Annotated in this window: 14 protein-coding genes; 9 read left to right on the top strand and 5 right to left on the bottom strand. The window is 64.1% G+C overall.

The window, feature by feature from the left end:
* Positions 1 to 17 precede the first annotated feature (17 nt).
* From ftsX to ftsY, 3 genes are read right to left on the bottom strand one after another with little or no spacing between them, the layout of a single operon-like run.
* The gene (gene ftsX, locus ACZ9A3_RS25165; protein WP_093377228.1) at positions 18 to 1,049 is read right to left on the bottom strand and encodes a permease-like cell division protein FtsX; all 1,032 of its coding nucleotides are present in this window, start codon (positions 1,047 to 1,049) and stop codon (positions 18 to 20) included.
* Complete coding sequence (ftsE, locus tag ACZ9A3_RS25160; protein WP_010222191.1) at positions 1,046 to 1,717, bottom strand: cell division ATP-binding protein FtsE; 672 nt, start codon at positions 1,715 to 1,717, stop codon at positions 1,046 to 1,048. Before ftsE ends, ftsX begins: the two co-directional genes overlap by 4 nt.
* Positions 1,714 to 3,228 (bottom strand): signal recognition particle-docking protein FtsY, encoded by a 1,515-nt coding sequence (gene ftsY / locus ACZ9A3_RS25155; protein WP_258608894.1) that lies wholly within the window; start codon positions 3,226 to 3,228, stop codon positions 1,714 to 1,716. Before ftsY ends, ftsE begins: the two co-directional genes overlap by 4 nt.
* A 230-nt stretch (positions 3,229 to 3,458) precedes the next feature.
* Here ftsY and ACZ9A3_RS25150 point away from each other — a divergent pair, with 230 nt between their 5' ends.
* The 6 genes from ACZ9A3_RS25150 (at position 3,459) to ACZ9A3_RS25125 (ending at position 10,816) form a co-directional block, all read left to right on the top strand.
* The gene (locus tag ACZ9A3_RS25150; protein ID WP_045193974.1) at positions 3,459 to 4,814 is read left to right on the top strand and encodes a M16 family metallopeptidase; all 1,356 of its coding nucleotides are present in this window, start codon (positions 3,459 to 3,461) and stop codon (positions 4,812 to 4,814) included.
* On the top strand, positions 4,807 to 6,306 hold the full coding sequence (locus ACZ9A3_RS25145; protein WP_045193975.1) for a M16 family metallopeptidase: 1,500 nt from the start codon (positions 4,807 to 4,809) through the stop codon (positions 6,304 to 6,306). The genes ACZ9A3_RS25150 and ACZ9A3_RS25145 overlap by 8 nt, the downstream gene beginning before the upstream one ends.
* On the top strand, positions 6,306 to 6,899 hold the full coding sequence (gene rsmD / locus ACZ9A3_RS25140) for a 16S rRNA (guanine(966)-N(2))-methyltransferase RsmD (RefSeq protein ID WP_045193976.1): 594 nt from the start codon (positions 6,306 to 6,308) through the stop codon (positions 6,897 to 6,899). Before ACZ9A3_RS25145 ends, rsmD begins: the two co-directional genes overlap by 1 nt.
* Before the next feature lie 112 nt (positions 6,900 to 7,011).
* Positions 7,012 to 8,361 (top strand): M16 family metallopeptidase, encoded by a 1,350-nt coding sequence (locus ACZ9A3_RS25135; RefSeq protein WP_213602729.1) that lies wholly within the window; start codon positions 7,012 to 7,014, stop codon positions 8,359 to 8,361.
* 169 nt (positions 8,362 to 8,530) lie between these two features.
* On the top strand, positions 8,531 to 9,757 hold the full coding sequence (locus tag ACZ9A3_RS25130; protein WP_476253233.1) for a M16 family metallopeptidase: 1,227 nt from the start codon (positions 8,531 to 8,533) through the stop codon (positions 9,755 to 9,757).
* Between the two features lie 66 nt (positions 9,758 to 9,823).
* The gene (locus ACZ9A3_RS25125) at positions 9,824 to 10,816 is read left to right on the top strand and encodes a hydrolase (protein WP_093377251.1); all 993 of its coding nucleotides are present in this window, start codon (positions 9,824 to 9,826) and stop codon (positions 10,814 to 10,816) included.
* Between the two features lie 13 nt (positions 10,817 to 10,829).
* Here the strand turns inward: ACZ9A3_RS25125 and ACZ9A3_RS25120 are convergent, their stop codons facing one another.
* A complete protein-coding gene (locus tag ACZ9A3_RS25120; RefSeq protein WP_258608878.1) occupies positions 10,830 to 11,684 on the bottom strand; it encodes a sulfurtransferase in 855 nt (284 codons plus the stop codon).
* Between the two features lie 39 nt (positions 11,685 to 11,723).
* Entirely contained in the window at positions 11,724 to 12,389 is a 666-nt protein-coding gene (locus ACZ9A3_RS25115) for a TetR/AcrR family transcriptional regulator (RefSeq protein WP_045201895.1), read from the bottom strand.
* A gap of 150 nt (positions 12,390 to 12,539) precedes the next feature.
* On the opposite strand from ACZ9A3_RS25115, the gene ACZ9A3_RS25110 reads away from it, so the two are divergent.
* The 3 genes from ACZ9A3_RS25110 to ACZ9A3_RS25100 are packed head-to-tail and all read left to right on the top strand — an operon-like array spanning position 12,540 to position 16,158.
* A complete protein-coding gene (locus tag ACZ9A3_RS25110; protein WP_476253232.1) occupies positions 12,540 to 13,973 on the top strand; it encodes a coniferyl aldehyde dehydrogenase in 1,434 nt (477 codons plus the stop codon).
* Between the two features lie 25 nt (positions 13,974 to 13,998).
* On the top strand, positions 13,999 to 14,532 hold the full coding sequence (locus ACZ9A3_RS25105; protein WP_093377265.1) for a twin-arginine translocation pathway signal protein: 534 nt from the start codon (positions 13,999 to 14,001) through the stop codon (positions 14,530 to 14,532).
* Positions 14,533 to 14,559: 27 nt separating this feature from the next.
* Entirely contained in the window at positions 14,560 to 16,158 is a 1,599-nt protein-coding gene (locus ACZ9A3_RS25100) for a GMC family oxidoreductase (RefSeq protein ID WP_476253231.1), read from the top strand.
* The last annotated feature ends 85 nt before the right edge of the window (positions 16,159 to 16,243 follow it).

Raw genomic sequence — 16,243 nt, 5'->3', positions numbered from 1 at the left:
ATACCAGCAAAAAGACACTATCGCGGTGCAAGCTCGCTCAAGTGGCGGGCGACCGCAATCCAAGCACCGATATACCCTAACAACACCGCCCCAAGCAAGAGGGACAGACCATCGGCTGACGGAACCCCGGCCAAGGCAAAATCACTGCCGTACAGCCCGGAGAGCCCGATAACCGCGTCGTTCAGCCAGTTCAGGCCAAACGCCAGCACGCCCCAGGCCAATACCCCGGCACCCAGGCCATACAAGGCGCCCATGTACAGGAAAGGCCGGCGCACATAGCTGTCGGTGCCGCCGACCAGCTTGATCACCTCGATCTCGGTGCGGCGGTTCTCGATGTGCAGGCGAATTGTGTTACCAATTACCAAAAGCAGCGCCGAGACCAGCAAGACGGTCAGGCCGAAGACAAAGCGGTCGCCCAGTTTGAGAATCGCCGCCAGGCGCTCGACCCACACCAGGTCCAGCTGCGCGGCTTCGACCTTGGGCAGCTCGGCCAGGCGCTGACGCAGGGCTTCCAGCGCCGGCTTGTCGACCTCTGCGGGAGTCACCACCACGACCCCAGGCAACGGGTTCTCCGGCAGTTCGCGCAGGGCTTCGCCCAGGCCGGACTGCTGCTGGAACTCGTTGAGGGCCTGCTCGCGGCTGACGTATTCGGCCTCGGCAACCCCTGGCAAACCTTTGATCTGCTCGCGCAAGGCTTCGCCGTCGTGGCTGCTGGCATCGAGCTTCAAGTACAGGGAAATCTGCGCCGCGCGCTGCCACGAGCCACCCAGGCGCTCGACGTTGCTCAGCAGCAACGACAGGCCCATGGGCAGGCTCAGGGCCACGGCCATCACCAGGCAGGTAAAGAAGCTGCCGATCGGCTGCTTGCCCAGGCGCCGCAGGCTGTCGAGCAGGCTTGAGCGGTGGCTTTCCAGCCAGGCGTGCAGCAGGGTACGGAAATCCGGGCCGTCATCGTCGTGGCCGCCGCCGGTTTTTTTCTTTTCCGGCGCAGGGTCAGCGGCTTTTGGCGCTACCCGCTCGGAAACCTTGGGACTGCGTGTCGCACTCATTGCCCGGCCTCCCCATCGCCGATCAAGCGGCCGCGCTGCAGGGTCAGCATGCGATGGCGCATGCGCGCGATCAGCGCCAGGTCGTGACTGGCGATCAGTACGCTGGTGCCCAGGCGGTTGATATCTTCGAAAACGCCCATGATCTCCGCGGCCAGGCGCGGGTCGAGGTTACCGGTGGGTTCGTCCGCCAGCAGCAAGGCCGGGCGGTGAACGATGGCGCGGGCAATGCCGACGCGCTGCTGCTGGCCGGTAGACAGGTCACCCGGGTACAGCTCGGCCTTGTCCGACAGGGCCACGCGCTCGAGCGCCGAGTCGACCCGCTTGGCCACTTCGGCCTTGGACAGGCCGAGGATCTGCAGCGGCAGGGCGACGTTGTTGAATACGGTACGGTCGAACAGCAACTGGTGGTTCTGGAACACCACGCCGATCTGCCGGCGCAGGAACGGGATTTGCGCGTTGCTGATCTGCCCCAGGTCCTGCCCGGCCAGCAGCAGCTTGCCGCTGGTAGGGCGTTCCATGGCCAGCAGCAGGCGCAGCAGAGTGCTTTTGCCGGCGCCGGAATGGCCGGTCACGAACAGGAATTCGCCCCGACGCACCCGAAAACTCAACTCATGCAGGCCAACGTGACCATTGGGGTAGCGCTTGGCGACCTGTTCGAATCGAATCATGGATGCTCCCGCTCGGCAAACAGTGCTTTCACGAAGGGTTCGGCTTCGAAGGTGCGCAGATCGTCAATCCCTTCGCCCACGCCAATATAGCGGATCGGCAGGCCGAACTGCTTGGCCAGGGCAAAGATCACCCCACCCTTGGCGGTACCGTCGAGCTTGGTCAGGGCCAGGCCGGTCAGTTCAACGCTCTGGTTGAAGTGCTTGGCCTGGTTGATGGCGTTCTGGCCAGTACCGGCGTCGAGCACCAGCAGCACCTCGTGCGGCGCGTCGGCATCGAGCTTGCCAATGACCCGGCGAACCTTCTTCAGCTCTTCCATCAGGTTGTCTTTGGTGTGCAGGCGGCCGGCGGTGTCGGCGATCAGCACATCGATGTTACGGGCCTTGGCGGCTTGCACGGCGTCGAAGATAACCGAAGCCGAATCGGCACCGGTGTGCTGGGCGATGACCGGGATCTGGTTACGCTCGCCCCAGACCTGCAACTGCTCGACCGCTGCGGCGCGGAAGGTGTCACCCGCGGCGAGCATGACCTTCTTGCCTTCAAGCTGCAGCTTCTTCGCCAGCTTGCCGATGGTGGTGGTCTTGCCGGCGCCATTGACGCCGACCACGAGGATCACGAACGGCTTGCTCTGTGCTTGAATGTGCAGCGGTTGCTCGACCGGCTTGAGCAGGTCGGCCAGCTCGTCTTGCAGCGACTTGTACAGCGCGTCGCTGTCGGCCAGCTGCTTGCGCGCGACCTTCTGGGTCAGGCTCTGGACGATCACCGAGGTGGCTTCGACGCCAACATCGGCGGTCAGCAGGCGGGTTTCGATTTCATCAAGCAGGTCGTCATCGATGGCCTTCTTGCCGAGGAACAGGCTGGCCATGCCTTCACCAATGCTGGCGCTGGTCTTCGACAGGCCCTGCTTGAGGCGGGCGAAGAAGCCGCCCTTGCTCTCTTCGCTGCGCACAGGTGCGGCTGGCTCGGCCGGGGCTGGCTCGGCAACCGGAACTGGCGCTGCAACAGCAGCGGCTACAGGCTCGGGTTCGGGCTCGGGCACTACCACTGGTTCCGGCGCTACAACCGGTTCAGGTGCAACCACCACCGGCTCAGGCGCGATGAACACTGGCTCAACCACTGGCGCGGGAGCAGGCTCCTGACGCGGCGGAATCGGCGGCGGTGTGTGTGGCTCAAGGTCGGCGACCAGGGCAACCGGCTCTTCCGGCACGGGCAGCACCAGGCCGACGGGCGCTGCGGGCTGGACCTCGACCGGCGCCGCAACGGGCGCAACGGCAGCGGGCTCTGGAACAGCAACCGGTGCAGGCGCAGCAACAGGTGCTGCAGCCACCTCGACCGGGGCAACGGCAGCCGGCGTTTCGACCGGCAACGCAGCCGGTTGCTCCGCTTCAGCCGGAATGGGGTTTTGCGGCTGTTCGGCTACGGGTTGCTGCGGTTTTTTGCGCAACCAGCCGAACAGGCCTTTCTTTTCACCAGCCGCGGCCGGCGTCTTTTTGTCGTCGTTGGAACCAAACATGGAAGACGGCTATCTCAGGGTAGCGATGCGCCACTGCGGCGCTTCTTAAATTCTTTTAACGCAGAACAGTCTACTTTTAATCCGGCTCGTTCTTGCGCAGCATTTTGTCATCAAGCCTTCGGGCTGGTTCCATGACAGGCATGGTCCTCAGGCAACCGGATCAGTATCCTAGCACCTCCAAGCCCGCCGACGCTAAGACCACGCGGGCAGTCCTACAGGTTAAACAACGTATGAATGCTCTAGCCCGCCGCGCCGCTGGCCTGTTGCTCAGCACAGTTTGTCTGCCGTTCGCGGCCTTCGCCGCCGATACGCAACCCACCCACGAATTCATTCTCGACAACGGCCTGAAAGTGGTCGTGCGCGAGGACCACCGGGCGCCGGTGGTGGTCTCGCAGATCTGGTACAAGGTCGGTTCGACCTACGAATCACCGGGCCAGACCGGCCTTTCCCATGCCCTGGAACACATGATGTTCAAAGGCAGCGAGAAGCTCGGCCCTGGCGAAGCCTCGCGCATCCTGCGCGACCTGGGCGCCGAAGAGAACGCTTTCACCAGCGACGACTACACCGCTTATTACCAGGTACTGGCCCGCGACCGCCTGCCGGTGGCCCTGGAGCTTGAAGCCGACCGCATGGCCAGCCTGCGCCTGCCGGCCGACGAGTTCAGCCGCGAGATCGAGGTCATCAAGGAAGAGCGCCGCCTGCGCACCGACGACCAGCCCAACGCCAAGGCCTTCGAGCTGTTCAGCGCCATGGCTTTTCCGGCCAGCAGCTACCGCACCCCGACCATCGGCTGGATGGCAGACCTTGACCGCATGAAGGTCGAGGAACTGCGCCACTGGTACGAGTCCTGGTACGTGCCGAACAACGCCACCCTGGTGGTGGTTGGCGATGTCACCGTCGACGAGGTCAAGGGCCTGGCCCAGCGCTTCTTCGGCGCCATCCCGAAACGCGCGGTGCCACCGGCCAAGCTGCCACTCGAACTGGCCGAGCCGGGCCTGCGGGAAACCACCCTGCATGTGCAAACCCAGCTGCCGAGCCTGATCTACGGTTTCAACACCCCGGGCCTGGCCACCGCCAAGGACCCGCGCAGCGTGCACGCCCTGCGGCTGATCTCGGCATTGCTCGACGGCGGCTACAGCGCGCGCCTGCCAAGCCGCCTGGAGCGCGGCCAGGAGCTGGTCACCGGGGCGTCGTCGAGCTACAACCCGTTCACCCGCGGCGACAGCCTGTTCGTGATCTCGGCCATGCCGAACCTGCAAAAGCACAAGACCCTGGCCGACGTCGAAGCCGGTATCTGGAAGCTGCTCGACGAGCTGAAAACCACCCCGCCGTCGGCTGAAGAGCTTGAGCGCGTACGTGCCCAGGTCATCGCCGGGCTGGTCTACGACCGTGACTCGATCAGCAGCCAGGCCACCGCCATCGGCCAACTGGAAACCGTCGGCCTGTCGTGGAAACTGATCGACAGCGAGCTGGACGAGCTCAAAAGCGTGACCCCGGCCGACATCCAGAACGCCGCCCGTACTTATTTCACCCGTGAACGCCTGAGCGTTGCCCATGTACTGCCCGAGGAGAACGCTCATGAGTGAACGCAGCGCACCCCGCTACACCCTGATCGGCCTGGGCCTGTTGTTGCTGATTGGCCTGCTGGCGTTCTTCCTGGCCAAACCTGCGCAATCGGATAACGCCGCGCAACCGGCTGCGGTCACCGAAGCCAAGGCGGCCAACACCTTGCAATCGCTGGCCGAGCTGGATGGCAAGGCGCCAAGCCGCCGGCAGCTGAACATCCAGACCTGGAACACCGCCGAAGGCGCCCGCGTGCTGTTCGTCGAAGCCCGCGAGCTGCCGATGTTCGACCTGCGCCTGACTTTCGCCGCCGGCAGTAGCCAGGACGGCGATGCCCCGGGGCTGGCGACCCTGACCAACGCCATGCTCAACGAAGGCGTGGCCGGCAAGGACGTCACCGCCATTGCCGAAGGCTTCGAAGGCCTGGGCGCCGACTTTGGCAACGGCGCCTACCGCGACATGGCCGTGGCCTCGCTGCGCAGCCTGAGCGCGGCCGACAAGCGCGAACCTGCGCTCAAGCTGTTCGCCGAAGTGGTCGGCAAGCCGACCTTCCCGCAGGACGCCCTGGCGCGTATCAAGAACCAGATGCAGGCCGGCTTCGAATACCAGAAGCAGAACCCCGGCAAGCTGGCCAGCATCGAGCTGTTCGAGCGCCTGTACGGCACCCACCCCTATGCCCACCCGAGTGACGGCACCGCCAAGAGCATTGCGCCGATCACCCTGGAGCAACTGCGTGCCTTCCACGCCAAGGCCTATGCCGCTGGCAATACGGTGATCGCCCTGGTCGGCGACCTGAGCCGCAGCGAAGCCGAAGCCATTGCCGCACAGGTGTCCTCGGCCCTGCCAAAAGGCCCGGCCCTGGCCAAAGTGGCCCAGCCAAGCGAACCCAAGGCCGGCGCAACCCACATTGACTTCCCGTCCAAGCAGACCCACCTGATGCTCGCGCAACTGGGCATTGATCGTAACGATCCGGACTACCCGGCGTTGTCGCTGGGCAACCAGATCCTCGGGGGTGGCACCTTCGGCACCCGCCTGATGAGCGAAGTGCGCGAGAAACGCGGCCTGACCTACGGCGTATACTCGGTGTTCAGCCCGATGCAGGTGCGTGGCCCGTTCATGATCAACCTGCAGACCCGTGCCGAGCTCAGCGAAGGCACCCTCAAGCTGGTCCAGGACATCCTCGCCGACTACCTCAAGAGCGGCCCGAGCCAGGCTGAGCTGGACGACGCCAAGCGGGAACTGGCCGGCAGCTTCCCGCTGTCCAATGCCAGCAACGCCAGCATCGTTGGCCAACTGGGTGCCATCGGCTTCTACAACCTGCCACTGACCTGGCTGGAAGACTACATGCAGCAGTCCCAGCAACTGACCACTGAACAGGTCAAGGCAGCGCTGAACAAACACCTGGCCGCTGACAAGATGGTTATCGTCACCGCCGGGCCAAGCGTGCCGCAAAAACCCTTGCCGCCGCCCACTGACAAACCCGCCGAGCAACCGCTTGGCGTACCGGAGCATTAATGGCCAGTCCATCCGCAAAACCGGCCAAGCCGCACCACGGCCAGGGCCAGCTGCGCATCATTGCCGGCGAATGGCGCAGCCGGCGCCTGGGCTTCCCTGACGCGCCGGGCCTGCGCCCAACCCCGGACCGGGTCCGCGAGACCCTGTTCAACTGGCTTGCCCCGCACATCGAAGGAGCCAAGGTGCTCGACGCCTACACCGGCAGCGGCGCCCTGTACCTCGAAGCGCTGTCCCGTGGCGCGGGCGATTCCGTGGCCCTGGACAGCAACCCGGCGGCCATCGCCAGCCTGCGGCAGAACCTCGAGACCCTGCGCTGCCCTCGCGGCCAGGTGATCCAGACCGACGCCCAGCGCTACCTGCAGGGTGAGCCGAAGCTGGCCTTCGACCTGGTGTTCCTCGATCCGCCGTTCAACCAGGGCTTGCTGCCGACCACCTGCGCCCTGCTTGAAGAGCGTCAGTGGCTGGCCGAAAACGCCTGGATCTACACCGAGAGCGAAACCCCGCCATCGACCTTGCAGTTGCCTGGCAACTGGCGCCTGCACCGCGAGAAAAAGGCCGGCCAGGTCTACTACGCACTCTGGCAGCGCGGCTGAGCAATCAGCACGACCCGGCCGCCGCCGGGTCGTGCCCGCTAAATATCTAACGCCTTTCACCTTTACGCTTGCTTGATCGTGCGCCTTGTTTTCAACCACAAGGACCACTGTCATGGATCGACGCACCTCCCTCAGGAGCAGCCTGCTCGGCCTGTTTCTGCTATCCGGCCAGGCCCTGGCCGAACCCTCCATTCGCCATGAGTTCACCCTCGACAACGGCCTGCACGTAGTCATCAGCGAAGACCGCCGGGCGCCCGTGGTCACCACACATATGCTGGTCAAGGTCGGTTCGAGCCATGAGTACCCCGGGCAGTCCGGTTTGTCCCACGCCCTCGAACACCTGCTCTACCGAGGCAGTGCCAAGACCGCCCCGGGTCAGCTCTCACAGATCATCGAACGCCTGGGCGGCGAGGACAACGCCTACACCCTCCGTGACTTCACCGTGCATCATCAGACGCTCCCCAGTGATCGGCTGGCTGTAGCGCTGGAGCTCAATGCCGATCTGCTCAAAGGCGCAGTGCTGAGCGAACACGAGTTCGTTCGCGAGATCGAAGCGGTCAAGGCTGAGCGGCGAGAGAATGTCGATAGCGATCCATTGCTAAGGCTCTTTGAGCAACTGCAGGCCATTGCCTACCCGCAAAGCAGCTATCACACCCCGGTGATCGGCTGGATGAGCGATCTGCAGCGCATGCACAACGAAGAACTGCGCGCCTGGTATCGCACCTGGTACGCGCCCAACAATGCCACGCTGATCATCGTTGGCGATGTACAGCGTGATGCGGTGAAACGCGAGGTTGAAAAGTATTTTGCCGGTTTCCCCCGCCAAGACCTGCCGTTCATTAAGAAGCCCCTTCAGACCGCTGCCCCCGGCCCCCGTCAGGTTACGGTCTACGAAGATGTCAGTACGCCAACCCTGGTCATGGCCTTCAACGTGCCGACCTATGCCAGCGCAGCGTCGGCAACCGACGTACATGCCTTGCGCCTGCTTTCGGCCCTGCTGGGCAAAGGCTTGAGCGCCCGCCTCAGCACCCGGCTGGAGCGCCAGCAAACTCTGCTGACACGCCCTGAAGTCAGCTACGACCCGGTGGCCAGGGGCGATAACCTGTTCGAGATCCAGGCTTCAATCAATACCGTTCAGCCCAGGCCACTGGACGAACTGCAAGCGGCGATCTGGGCACAACTGCAGGCACTGAAAAAAAACCCTCCCGAACCTGACGAACTTGCCCGGGCGCGAACACTGCTGCTGGCAGAAAACACCTTCGCCCGCGACACCCTCGACTATCAGGCCGGCGACTTGGCTGCCCTGCTCGGCAGCGGCTTGCCAGCCGCTCAACTGGACAATGATGCCGACGACCTGGCGCGAATAACGCCTGAACAACTACAGCAGGCTGCCAACACCTACTTCACCCGCGAACGGCTTACGGTCGCCTACCTGCAGGCCAAGGAGGCCGATGATGAATAAGTTCAGGAGAATCCTTTTACCGATCGTCCTGTTGATAGCATCTGTCACTGCATACGCCCAGAGCGCTGCGGCTGAGCTGCAATCCCTGAAGTCCACCGCCCCCCTGACAAGCATCCCTCAATTGCCGATCGAATCGTGGCACACGCCTCAGGGCAGCCAGGTGTTGTTTGTGCAGAACAACCATTTGCCGATGTTTGACCTGCAGGTTGTATTCGCTGCCGGCAGCGCCCGCGATGATGGCGCAGCAGGCCTGGCACAACTCACCCTGGGCATGCTCGATGAGGGCGCAGGCCAGTACGATGCCCTGCAGATTGCCGAAGGCTTCGATGCGGTCGGCGCACAGTTTCACAAGCAGGCCGGGCGAGACAGCCTGGCCGTAACCCTGCGCAGCCTCAGCAGCCAGGAGCACAGCAGCAAAGCCGTCGGCTTGCTGACAGGTGTGCTCGGCAAACCGCAACTTGCCGATGACAAGCTGCAGGCGATCAAGGATCAGCTCACCAGCCAGCTCATACAACGCCAGGAGTTCCAGAACTACAGGGCCACCGACCTGCTTTACCAACATGCTTACGCCAATCACCCCTATGCGACGAACAGCACCGGCACCAGGCAGGCAATTGAATCGCTGACCATTGCCGATATCCGCGCGTTCCACCAGCAAGCGTTCGCTGCGGGCAATGCACTGATCACCCTGGTCGGTGACCTTTCGCTTGAGCAGGCTCAAGCCATTGCGCTTCAAGTTTCGTCAGCACTGCCCGACGGGCCGGCACTCTCACCTTTACCCGTGCCCGCTGCTTTCGAGTCGGAGATCTATCACCTTGAGCATTCGGGCAGCCAGGCGCTGTTGTTGTTTGCCATACCCGGCATCAACGTGCACCATGCCGATGCACCGGCGCTGACCCTGGCCAATCTGATTCTGGGCGGCCCCGGTGCGACTTCGCGCCTGTTCGATGAACTGCGCAGCCAACGTGGTTTGACCTATGGCGCCAGATCAAAGCTGATCCAGCACCCTGCCAGCGGCCTCTGGACCTTTACCACTGCGGTCGAGGCCAGGTACCGCGATGCCAGCATGGCGTTGCTCGAGCAATTACTTGCAGACTACGCCGCACAGGGGCCGACCGCGCAGGAGGTTGAAGGCGCGAAGCACAAGCTGCGCGGCAGCTACCTGTTGGGTTCAGTGAGCAACCAGCAGATCAGCGATATCCTGACCCACACCGGGGTCAACCAGTTGCCGCTGGACAACCGCCAGGCGTTTCTCGACAAGCTCCAGGCGCTGACCCTGGATCAGCTGAAAGTCGCGTTGAAAAAACACCTGAAGCTCGACAAGCTGGTGCAAATCAGTGTCGGCCCGACGGTCGAACAAGACGCCTTGCCGAACATCGAGCCTGCAACCGGCTGATCGGTGCGGGCAACTGCCAGTAACCGGACATACACTTGTCTGAAACAGATCTGCGAGTACGCCACGATGTTTGCCTCAACCCCCAGCCCCTTCAAACCCGCCCTGGGGCTGGGCAATCCGCACATGCAGACGCTCTGGGGGCCACTATGGCGCAAGTCAGCGGCCCTGAGCCGCCAGCGCGAACGTCTGTGGCTGGCTGATGGCGATTTCCTCGACCTCGACTGGCACGGCCCCCATGAAGCGACAACCCCGGTGGTGCTGGTGCTGCACGGGCTCACCGGCTCGTCCAGCTCGCCGTACGTCATCGGCATGCAGCAGGCCCTGGCCGACCGTGGCTGGGCCAGCGTGGCGCTGAACTGGCGCGGCTGCTCGGGCGAACCCAACCTGCTGCCACGCAGCTACCATTCCGGTGCCAGCGAAGACCTGGCCGAAGCCATTGATCACCTGCGTGCGCAGCGTCCGCAGGCACCGCTATACGCCGTGGGTTACTCGCTGGGCGGCAATGTGCTGCTCAAGCACCTGGGCGAAGCCGGCTCGGCCAGCCAGTTGCAGGCGGCGGTGGCGGTGTCGGTGCCGTTTCGCCTGGACCAGTGCGCCGACCGCATCGGCCTGGGTTTTTCCCGGGTGTACCAGGCGCATTTCATGCGCGCCATGCTCGCTTATGTGAAGGACAAGCAGCGCCACTTCCAGCATCACGGCCACCACGAAGGGCTGGCCGCGCTGGAGCGCCTGGGGCCGCTGGAGAACCTGCGCACCTTCTGGGATTTCGACGGCCGGGTGACCGCGCCGCTCAATGGCTTTAGCGATGCCAAGGACTACTACCGACGTGCTTCCAGCCGGTATTTTCTGGGCGAGAACCGCACGCCGACGCTGATCATCCATTCCAGCGATGATCCGTTCGTGTTCGCCCATAGCTTGCCAGCAGCCAATGAACTGGCGGCGCAGACCACCTTTGAGCTGCATGCGCGGGGCGGACATGTGGGGTTTGTCGATGGCAGCGTGCGGAATCCGGGGTATTACCTGGAGCGGCGGATTCCGCAGTGGCTGGCTGGAAACTGACCCGCGATGCTTTTCAGTCGCCAGTGGCCACCGCCCGCTTGGAGTCGGTAATCCACTCACTCCACGAGCCCGCATACAGCTTGCCCAGCGGATACCCCGCCAGCGCCAGGGCAAACAGGTTGTGGCAAGCCGTCACCCCCGACCCGCAGTAAGCGACCAGTTGCTCTGGCGAACGCTTGTCCAGCTTCTGGGCAAAGCGCTGCTTGAGCTGCTCGGCCGGCAGAAACCGCCCGTCGGCGCCGAGGTTGTCGGTAAAGGCTGCGCATTGTGCACCGGGAATATGCCCGGCCACCGGATCGATCGGCTCGACCTCGCCGCGAAAGCGCGGCAGGCCACGGGCATCGATCAACGTAAGCTCCGGCTTGCCCAGGCGTTCGCCCAACTGCGCAGCATCCAGCACCAGGCTGGCGTCCGGCTCACCACTGAAGTTGCCTTCGCGCTTGACCGGCGGATCAAGGCTCAGCGGCAGCCCGGCCGCGTGCCAGGCCTTGAGGCCGCCATCGAGGATGAATACACCACTGCGCTTGCCCAGCCAGGCCAGCAGCCACCAGGCCCGGGCCGCGAAGGCACCTGGGCCGTCGTCGTAGAGGACGATTTCGCTGTCGTTGTCGATGCCCCAGTCCCGCAGGCGCTCGACCAGACGCTCCGGGTCCGGCAACGGGTGGCGGCCGGTCACGCCCTTGATGATCGGCCCGCTGAGGTCGCGCTCAAGGTCGGCAAAGTGCGCCCCGGCAATATGCCCCTCGGCATAACTGCGCTGACCATAATCGATGTCTTCCAGGGCAAAACGGCAATCGAGAATCACCAGCGCCGGCGCCTCCAGGCGTTCGGCCAATTGCTGGGCGGTGATCAGTTGCGCGAGGGGCATGACAGTCTCCTGAACGATTGAACGGATAAGGCCCGGGCGTTATTGCTCCAGCGCCTGGTTAAGCGAAACGTAGAATTCCTGGCACAAGGCGTCGACGGCGGGGCGCGCCTTGGCGGTGACGAAGCCAAGCTCCAGCACCAATACCTGATAGACACCGCGCTTGAAGGCTTCTTCACTCAAGTGCGCGGAATTTTCGCGAGTGGTACAGAGAAAACGCACCCAGGACGTAAGCACGATCCAGGCATTGAGGGTCAGCGACTCGATCTGCACGCTGTCCATCTCGACGATGCCGGCCTCGACAAAGCCGCGGTAGATCGCCTGGCCCTGCAGCAGGCAGCGCTGGGAGAAGCGCCGGTAACGGGCGGCCAGTTCCTTGTCGCTGTCGAGCAGGTGTTCCAGGTCGCGGTGCAGAAAGCGGTAGTTCCACATCGCCGCCAGCAACGCCTTGAGGTAGAAGCGCTTGTCTTCGACTGTTGCAACACGCCCCTGGGGCGGGCGCAAAAAGCTTTCCACCAGCTCTTCATACTGGGTGAAGAGCACGGCGATGATTTCCTGCTTGTTGGCGAAGTGGTAGTACAGGTTGCCGGGCGAAATCTCCATGTGCGCGGCAATGTGGTTAGTGCTGACACTGCGCTCGCCCTGCTGGTTGAACAGCTCCAGGCTGTTCTGCACGATGCGCTCGCGGGTCTTGATACGCGGGGCCATGATCAATTCCAGGCGTTGAGCTTGAATGAATAGGTCCATCTTACGGTGTATCCACACCGGTATGTACCCGCAGGCGCTGTGAAAAACAGTCGCACCGGGCACATATTAGAGTATATGCTCTAGAAAACCTGCTTTGCCGTGGAGTTTCGCATGCTCGCCGACGCTACCCGCTCCCTGCCGCCCACCGAATTCGCCGCCCTTGACGCGGTGTTCGCCACCCAGCGCCAGGCCTTTGCCGGCAACCCCCTGCCCTCTGCGCCACAGCGCCGGCAATGGCTGAAAAGCCTGCGCGAAGCCCTGCTGGAGCAACAGGACGCGTTGATCGCAGCGATCAACGAGGATTTCTCTGGCCGTAGCGCCAACGAAACCCTGCTGGCCGAATTGATGCCGAGCATTCAGGGCCTGCGCCATGGCGAAAAGCACCTCAAGCAGTGGATGAAAGCCTCCAGGCGCAAGGTCGGCCTGGCCTTCCAGCCGGCCAGCGCCGAGGTCCAGTACCAACCGCTGGGAGTGGTCGGCATCATCGTGCCGTGGAACTACCCGCTGTTTCTTGCCATCGGCCCGCTGACCTGCGCCCTGGCCGCCGGCAACCGGGTAATGCTCAAGCTCAGCGAAGCAACCCCGGCGACCGGCCTGTTGCTCCAGCAACTGCTCGACAAGATCTTCCCCGAAGACCTGGTCAGCGTGGTGCTGGGTGAGGCCGACGTTGCCCAGGCCTTCTCGCGCCTGCCGTTCGATCACCTGCTGTTTACCGGGGCCACCAGCGTCGGCCGCCAGGTGATGCTCGCCGCCGCGCACAACCTAACGCCAGTGACCCTGGAACTGGGCGGCAAATCGCCGGCCATTGTCTCGGCCAGCGTGCCGCTGGCCGACGCCGCCGAACGCATCGCCTTCGGCAAGACCCTCAACGCCGGCCAGACCTGCGTGGCTCCCGACTACGTGCTGGTGCCACGTGATCGCCTGGGGGACTTCGCCACGGCCTACCGCGACGTCGTGCGGCGCTTTTACCCGACCCTGGCCGACAACCCGGACTACAGCGCGATCATCAACCCGCGCCACCTGGCCCGCCTAGAGAGTTATCTCGAGGATGCCCGCAGCAAGGGCGCCGAGATCATCGACCTGTACCCACAAGAGCCACGCCATGGCCGGCGCCTGCCGCCGCACCTGCTGCTCGGAGTCAGCGACGACATGCGCGTGATGCAGGACGAAATCTTCGGCCCGCTGCTGCCGTTGGTGCCCTACGACAGCCTCGACCAGGCGCTGGCCTACATCAATCAACGCCCGCGCCCACTGGCGCTGTATTACTTCGGCTACGAGCGCAGCGAGCAGCAACGGGTACTGGAACAGACCCACTCTGGCGGCGTATGCCTCAACGACACCCTGCTGCACGTCGCCCAGGACGACCTGCCGTTCGGCGGCATTGGCCCCTCGGGCATGGGCCATTACCACGGCCATGAAGGTTTCCTGACCTTCAGCAAGGCCAAGGCGGTGTTCGCCAAGCAGCGCTTGAATGCCGCGCGGCTGATCTACCCGCCTTACGGCAAGGGGCTGCTCAAGCTGGTGTACACACTGTTCATTCGCTGAAAAACCACCCTCGGGCCTGATAACAATGACCACAAGCCTGCCTGTAAACCCCGCGCTGAGCCGGCGTGGGCTGCTCAAGTTCAGCCTCGGCGCCAGCGCCTTGCTTGCCACCGCCGGGTTGGGCGCCAGCCTTAGCGGCTGCTCGGCGCAAACACCGGCCAGCGGCTTCATTACCCTGCGCGAAAACGACTTGCCGATCCTCCACGCGCTGATTCCGGTAGTCCTGGCTGGCACCCAGGCGGCGGACAACCGCGAAGCCTTGCTGCGCGGGCTGGACAACAAGCTCGCCGCGCTGTCGCCGGCCATGCTCAAGTTGACCCGGCAACTGTTCGACGTGCTCGCCATGACGCTCACCCGCGGGCCGTTGACCGGCATCTGGGGCAGTTGGGACAACGCCAGCAGTGTGCAGATCGAAGCCTTTTTGCAGCGCTGGCAGGACAGCTCGCTGAACCTGCTGCGCATGGGCCATGCCTCGCTGCTGCAACTGCTGCACATGGCCTGGTACGAACTGCCGCAATCCTGGGCCCATTGCGGCTACCCAGGGCCACCCAAGGTCTGATCCACCGATAACCACAAGAGGCTGAACATGCCCGTACCCGACCTGTTTCGCGACGGCCTTGGCCGTGGCTGGAAAACCCGTGATGCCTCGCGCCTGGACCAGGACCTGAGCCTTGAAACCGACATCGCCATTATCGGCAGCGGCGCCGGCGGCGCCACCAGTGCCGAGCTGCTCAGTGCTGCAGGCTTCAAGGTACTGCTGATCGAAGAAGGCCCGCTGAAAACCAGCAGCGACTTTCACATGCTCGAAGACCAGGCCTACGCCAGCCTCTACCAGGAAGGCATCGGGCGCATGAGCAAGGACGGCGCCATCACCATCCTGCAAGGCCGCGCAGTCGGCGGCACCACCCTGATCAACTGGACCTCGAGCTTTCGCACCCCCGCGCCAACCCTGGAGCACTGGGCCCGCGAACACGGGGTAAAAGGCCTGAGCAGCGCCGAATTGGCGCCCTGGTTCGCACGCATGGAACAGCGCCTGGGTATCGAGCCATGGATCATGCCGCCCAACGCCAACAACGAAGCACTGCGCCGCGGCTGCGAAGCGCTGGGCTACAGCTGGAAAGTGATCCCGCGCAACGTGCGCGGCTGCTGGAACCTGGGCTATTGCGGCATGGGTTGCCCGGTCAACGCCAAGCAGTCGATGCTGGTCACCAGCATTCCGGCAACCCTTGAGCACGGCGGCGAGCTGCTGTACCTGGCCCGCGCCGAGCGCCTGGAACACAACGGCGAACAGATCAGCGGCCTGCAATGTGTGGCCATGGACGCGCGCTGCGTCGAGCCCACTGGCCGGCAGATCCGGGTCAAGGCCCGGCATTACATCCTTGCCGGTGGCGGCATCAACAGCCCCGGCCTGCTGCTGCGCTCGGACGCTCCGGACCCCCATGAGCGCCTGGGCAAGCGCACCTTCCTGCACCTGGTCAACTTCAGCGCCGGGCTGTTCAAGGACAAGGTCAATCCGTTCTACGGCGCGCCGCAGTCGATCTACTCCGACCATTTCCAGTGGCGCGACGGCGTCAGCGGGCCGATGGGCTACAAGCTCGAGGTGCCGCCCCTGCACCCGGCGCTGGCCAGCACCTTGCTGGGCAGCTTCGGCAAGGACAACGCCCTGCGCATGGAGCAACTGCCGCACACCCACGTGATGCTCGCCCTACTGCGTGACGGTTTTCACCCCGACAGCGTCGGCGGCGAGGTGCAGTTGCGCGGCGATGGCTCGCCGGTGCTCGACTACCCGCTGTCGGCCTATGCCTGGGACGGCGTGCGCCGGGCTTTCCAGAGCATGGCCGAGATCCAGTTCGCCGCTGGCGCCGACAGCGTGATGCCGGTGCACAGCGATGCCCGCCATGCAAAAAACCTGGCCGAGGCGCGGCAGATGATCGACGGCCTGAACCTTGAACTGTTTCGTACCCGCCTGGGCAGCGCCCATGTCATGGGCGGCTGCGCCATGGGCGAAGACCCGCGCCAGGCGGTGTGCGACAGCCTGGGCCGGCACCATCAGCTGGAAAACCTGTCGATTCACGACGGCTCGCTCTTCCCCACCAGCATCGGCGCCAACCCGCAATTGTCGGTGTACAGCCTCAGTGCCCGGCTCAGCGACGCCCTGGCCGCGCGCCTGGTGGCTGGCAGATGACAACAAATGGCCGCACTGTCTATAGTGCCTTCAACGTGGTCGGGCGACTTGGCCGACCGCCACTGCTGCGATACCATCCGACTCC

This window comes from Pseudomonas sp. TE4620, assembly GCF_056279045.1.
This window is presented reverse-complemented; position numbering and strand designations above follow the sequence as displayed.

Bases quoted from the DNA above. Each gene is read 5' to 3' on its own strand.
- ftsX (WP_093377228.1), bottom strand. From the start codon at position 1,049: ATGAGTGCGACACGCAGTCCCAAGGTTTCCGAGCGGGTAGCGCCAAAA.
- ftsE (WP_010222191.1), bottom strand. From the start codon at position 1,717: ATGATTCGATTCGAACAGGTCGCCAAGCGCTACCCCAATGGTCACGTT.
- ftsY (WP_258608894.1), bottom strand. From the start codon at position 3,228: ATGTTTGGTTCCAACGACGACAAAAAGACGCCGGCCGCGGCTGGTGAA.
- ACZ9A3_RS25150 (WP_045193974.1), top strand. From the start codon at position 3,459: ATGAATGCTCTAGCCCGCCGCGCCGCTGGCCTGTTGCTCAGCACAGTT.
- ACZ9A3_RS25145 (WP_045193975.1), top strand. From the start codon at position 4,807: ATGAGTGAACGCAGCGCACCCCGCTACACCCTGATCGGCCTGGGCCTG.
- rsmD (WP_045193976.1), top strand. From the start codon at position 6,306: ATGGCCAGTCCATCCGCAAAACCGGCCAAGCCGCACCACGGCCAGGGC.
- ACZ9A3_RS25135 (WP_213602729.1), top strand. From the start codon at position 7,012: ATGGATCGACGCACCTCCCTCAGGAGCAGCCTGCTCGGCCTGTTTCTG.
- ACZ9A3_RS25125 (WP_093377251.1), top strand. From the start codon at position 9,824: ATGTTTGCCTCAACCCCCAGCCCCTTCAAACCCGCCCTGGGGCTGGGC.
- ACZ9A3_RS25120 (WP_258608878.1), bottom strand. From the start codon at position 11,684: ATGCCCCTCGCGCAACTGATCACCGCCCAGCAATTGGCCGAACGCCTG.
- ACZ9A3_RS25115 (WP_045201895.1), bottom strand. From the start codon at position 12,389: ATGGCCCCGCGTATCAAGACCCGCGAGCGCATCGTGCAGAACAGCCTG.
- ACZ9A3_RS25110 (WP_476253232.1), top strand. From the start codon at position 12,540: ATGCTCGCCGACGCTACCCGCTCCCTGCCGCCCACCGAATTCGCCGCC.
- ACZ9A3_RS25105 (WP_093377265.1), top strand. From the start codon at position 13,999: ATGACCACAAGCCTGCCTGTAAACCCCGCGCTGAGCCGGCGTGGGCTG.
- ACZ9A3_RS25100 (WP_476253231.1), top strand. From the start codon at position 14,560: ATGCCCGTACCCGACCTGTTTCGCGACGGCCTTGGCCGTGGCTGGAAA.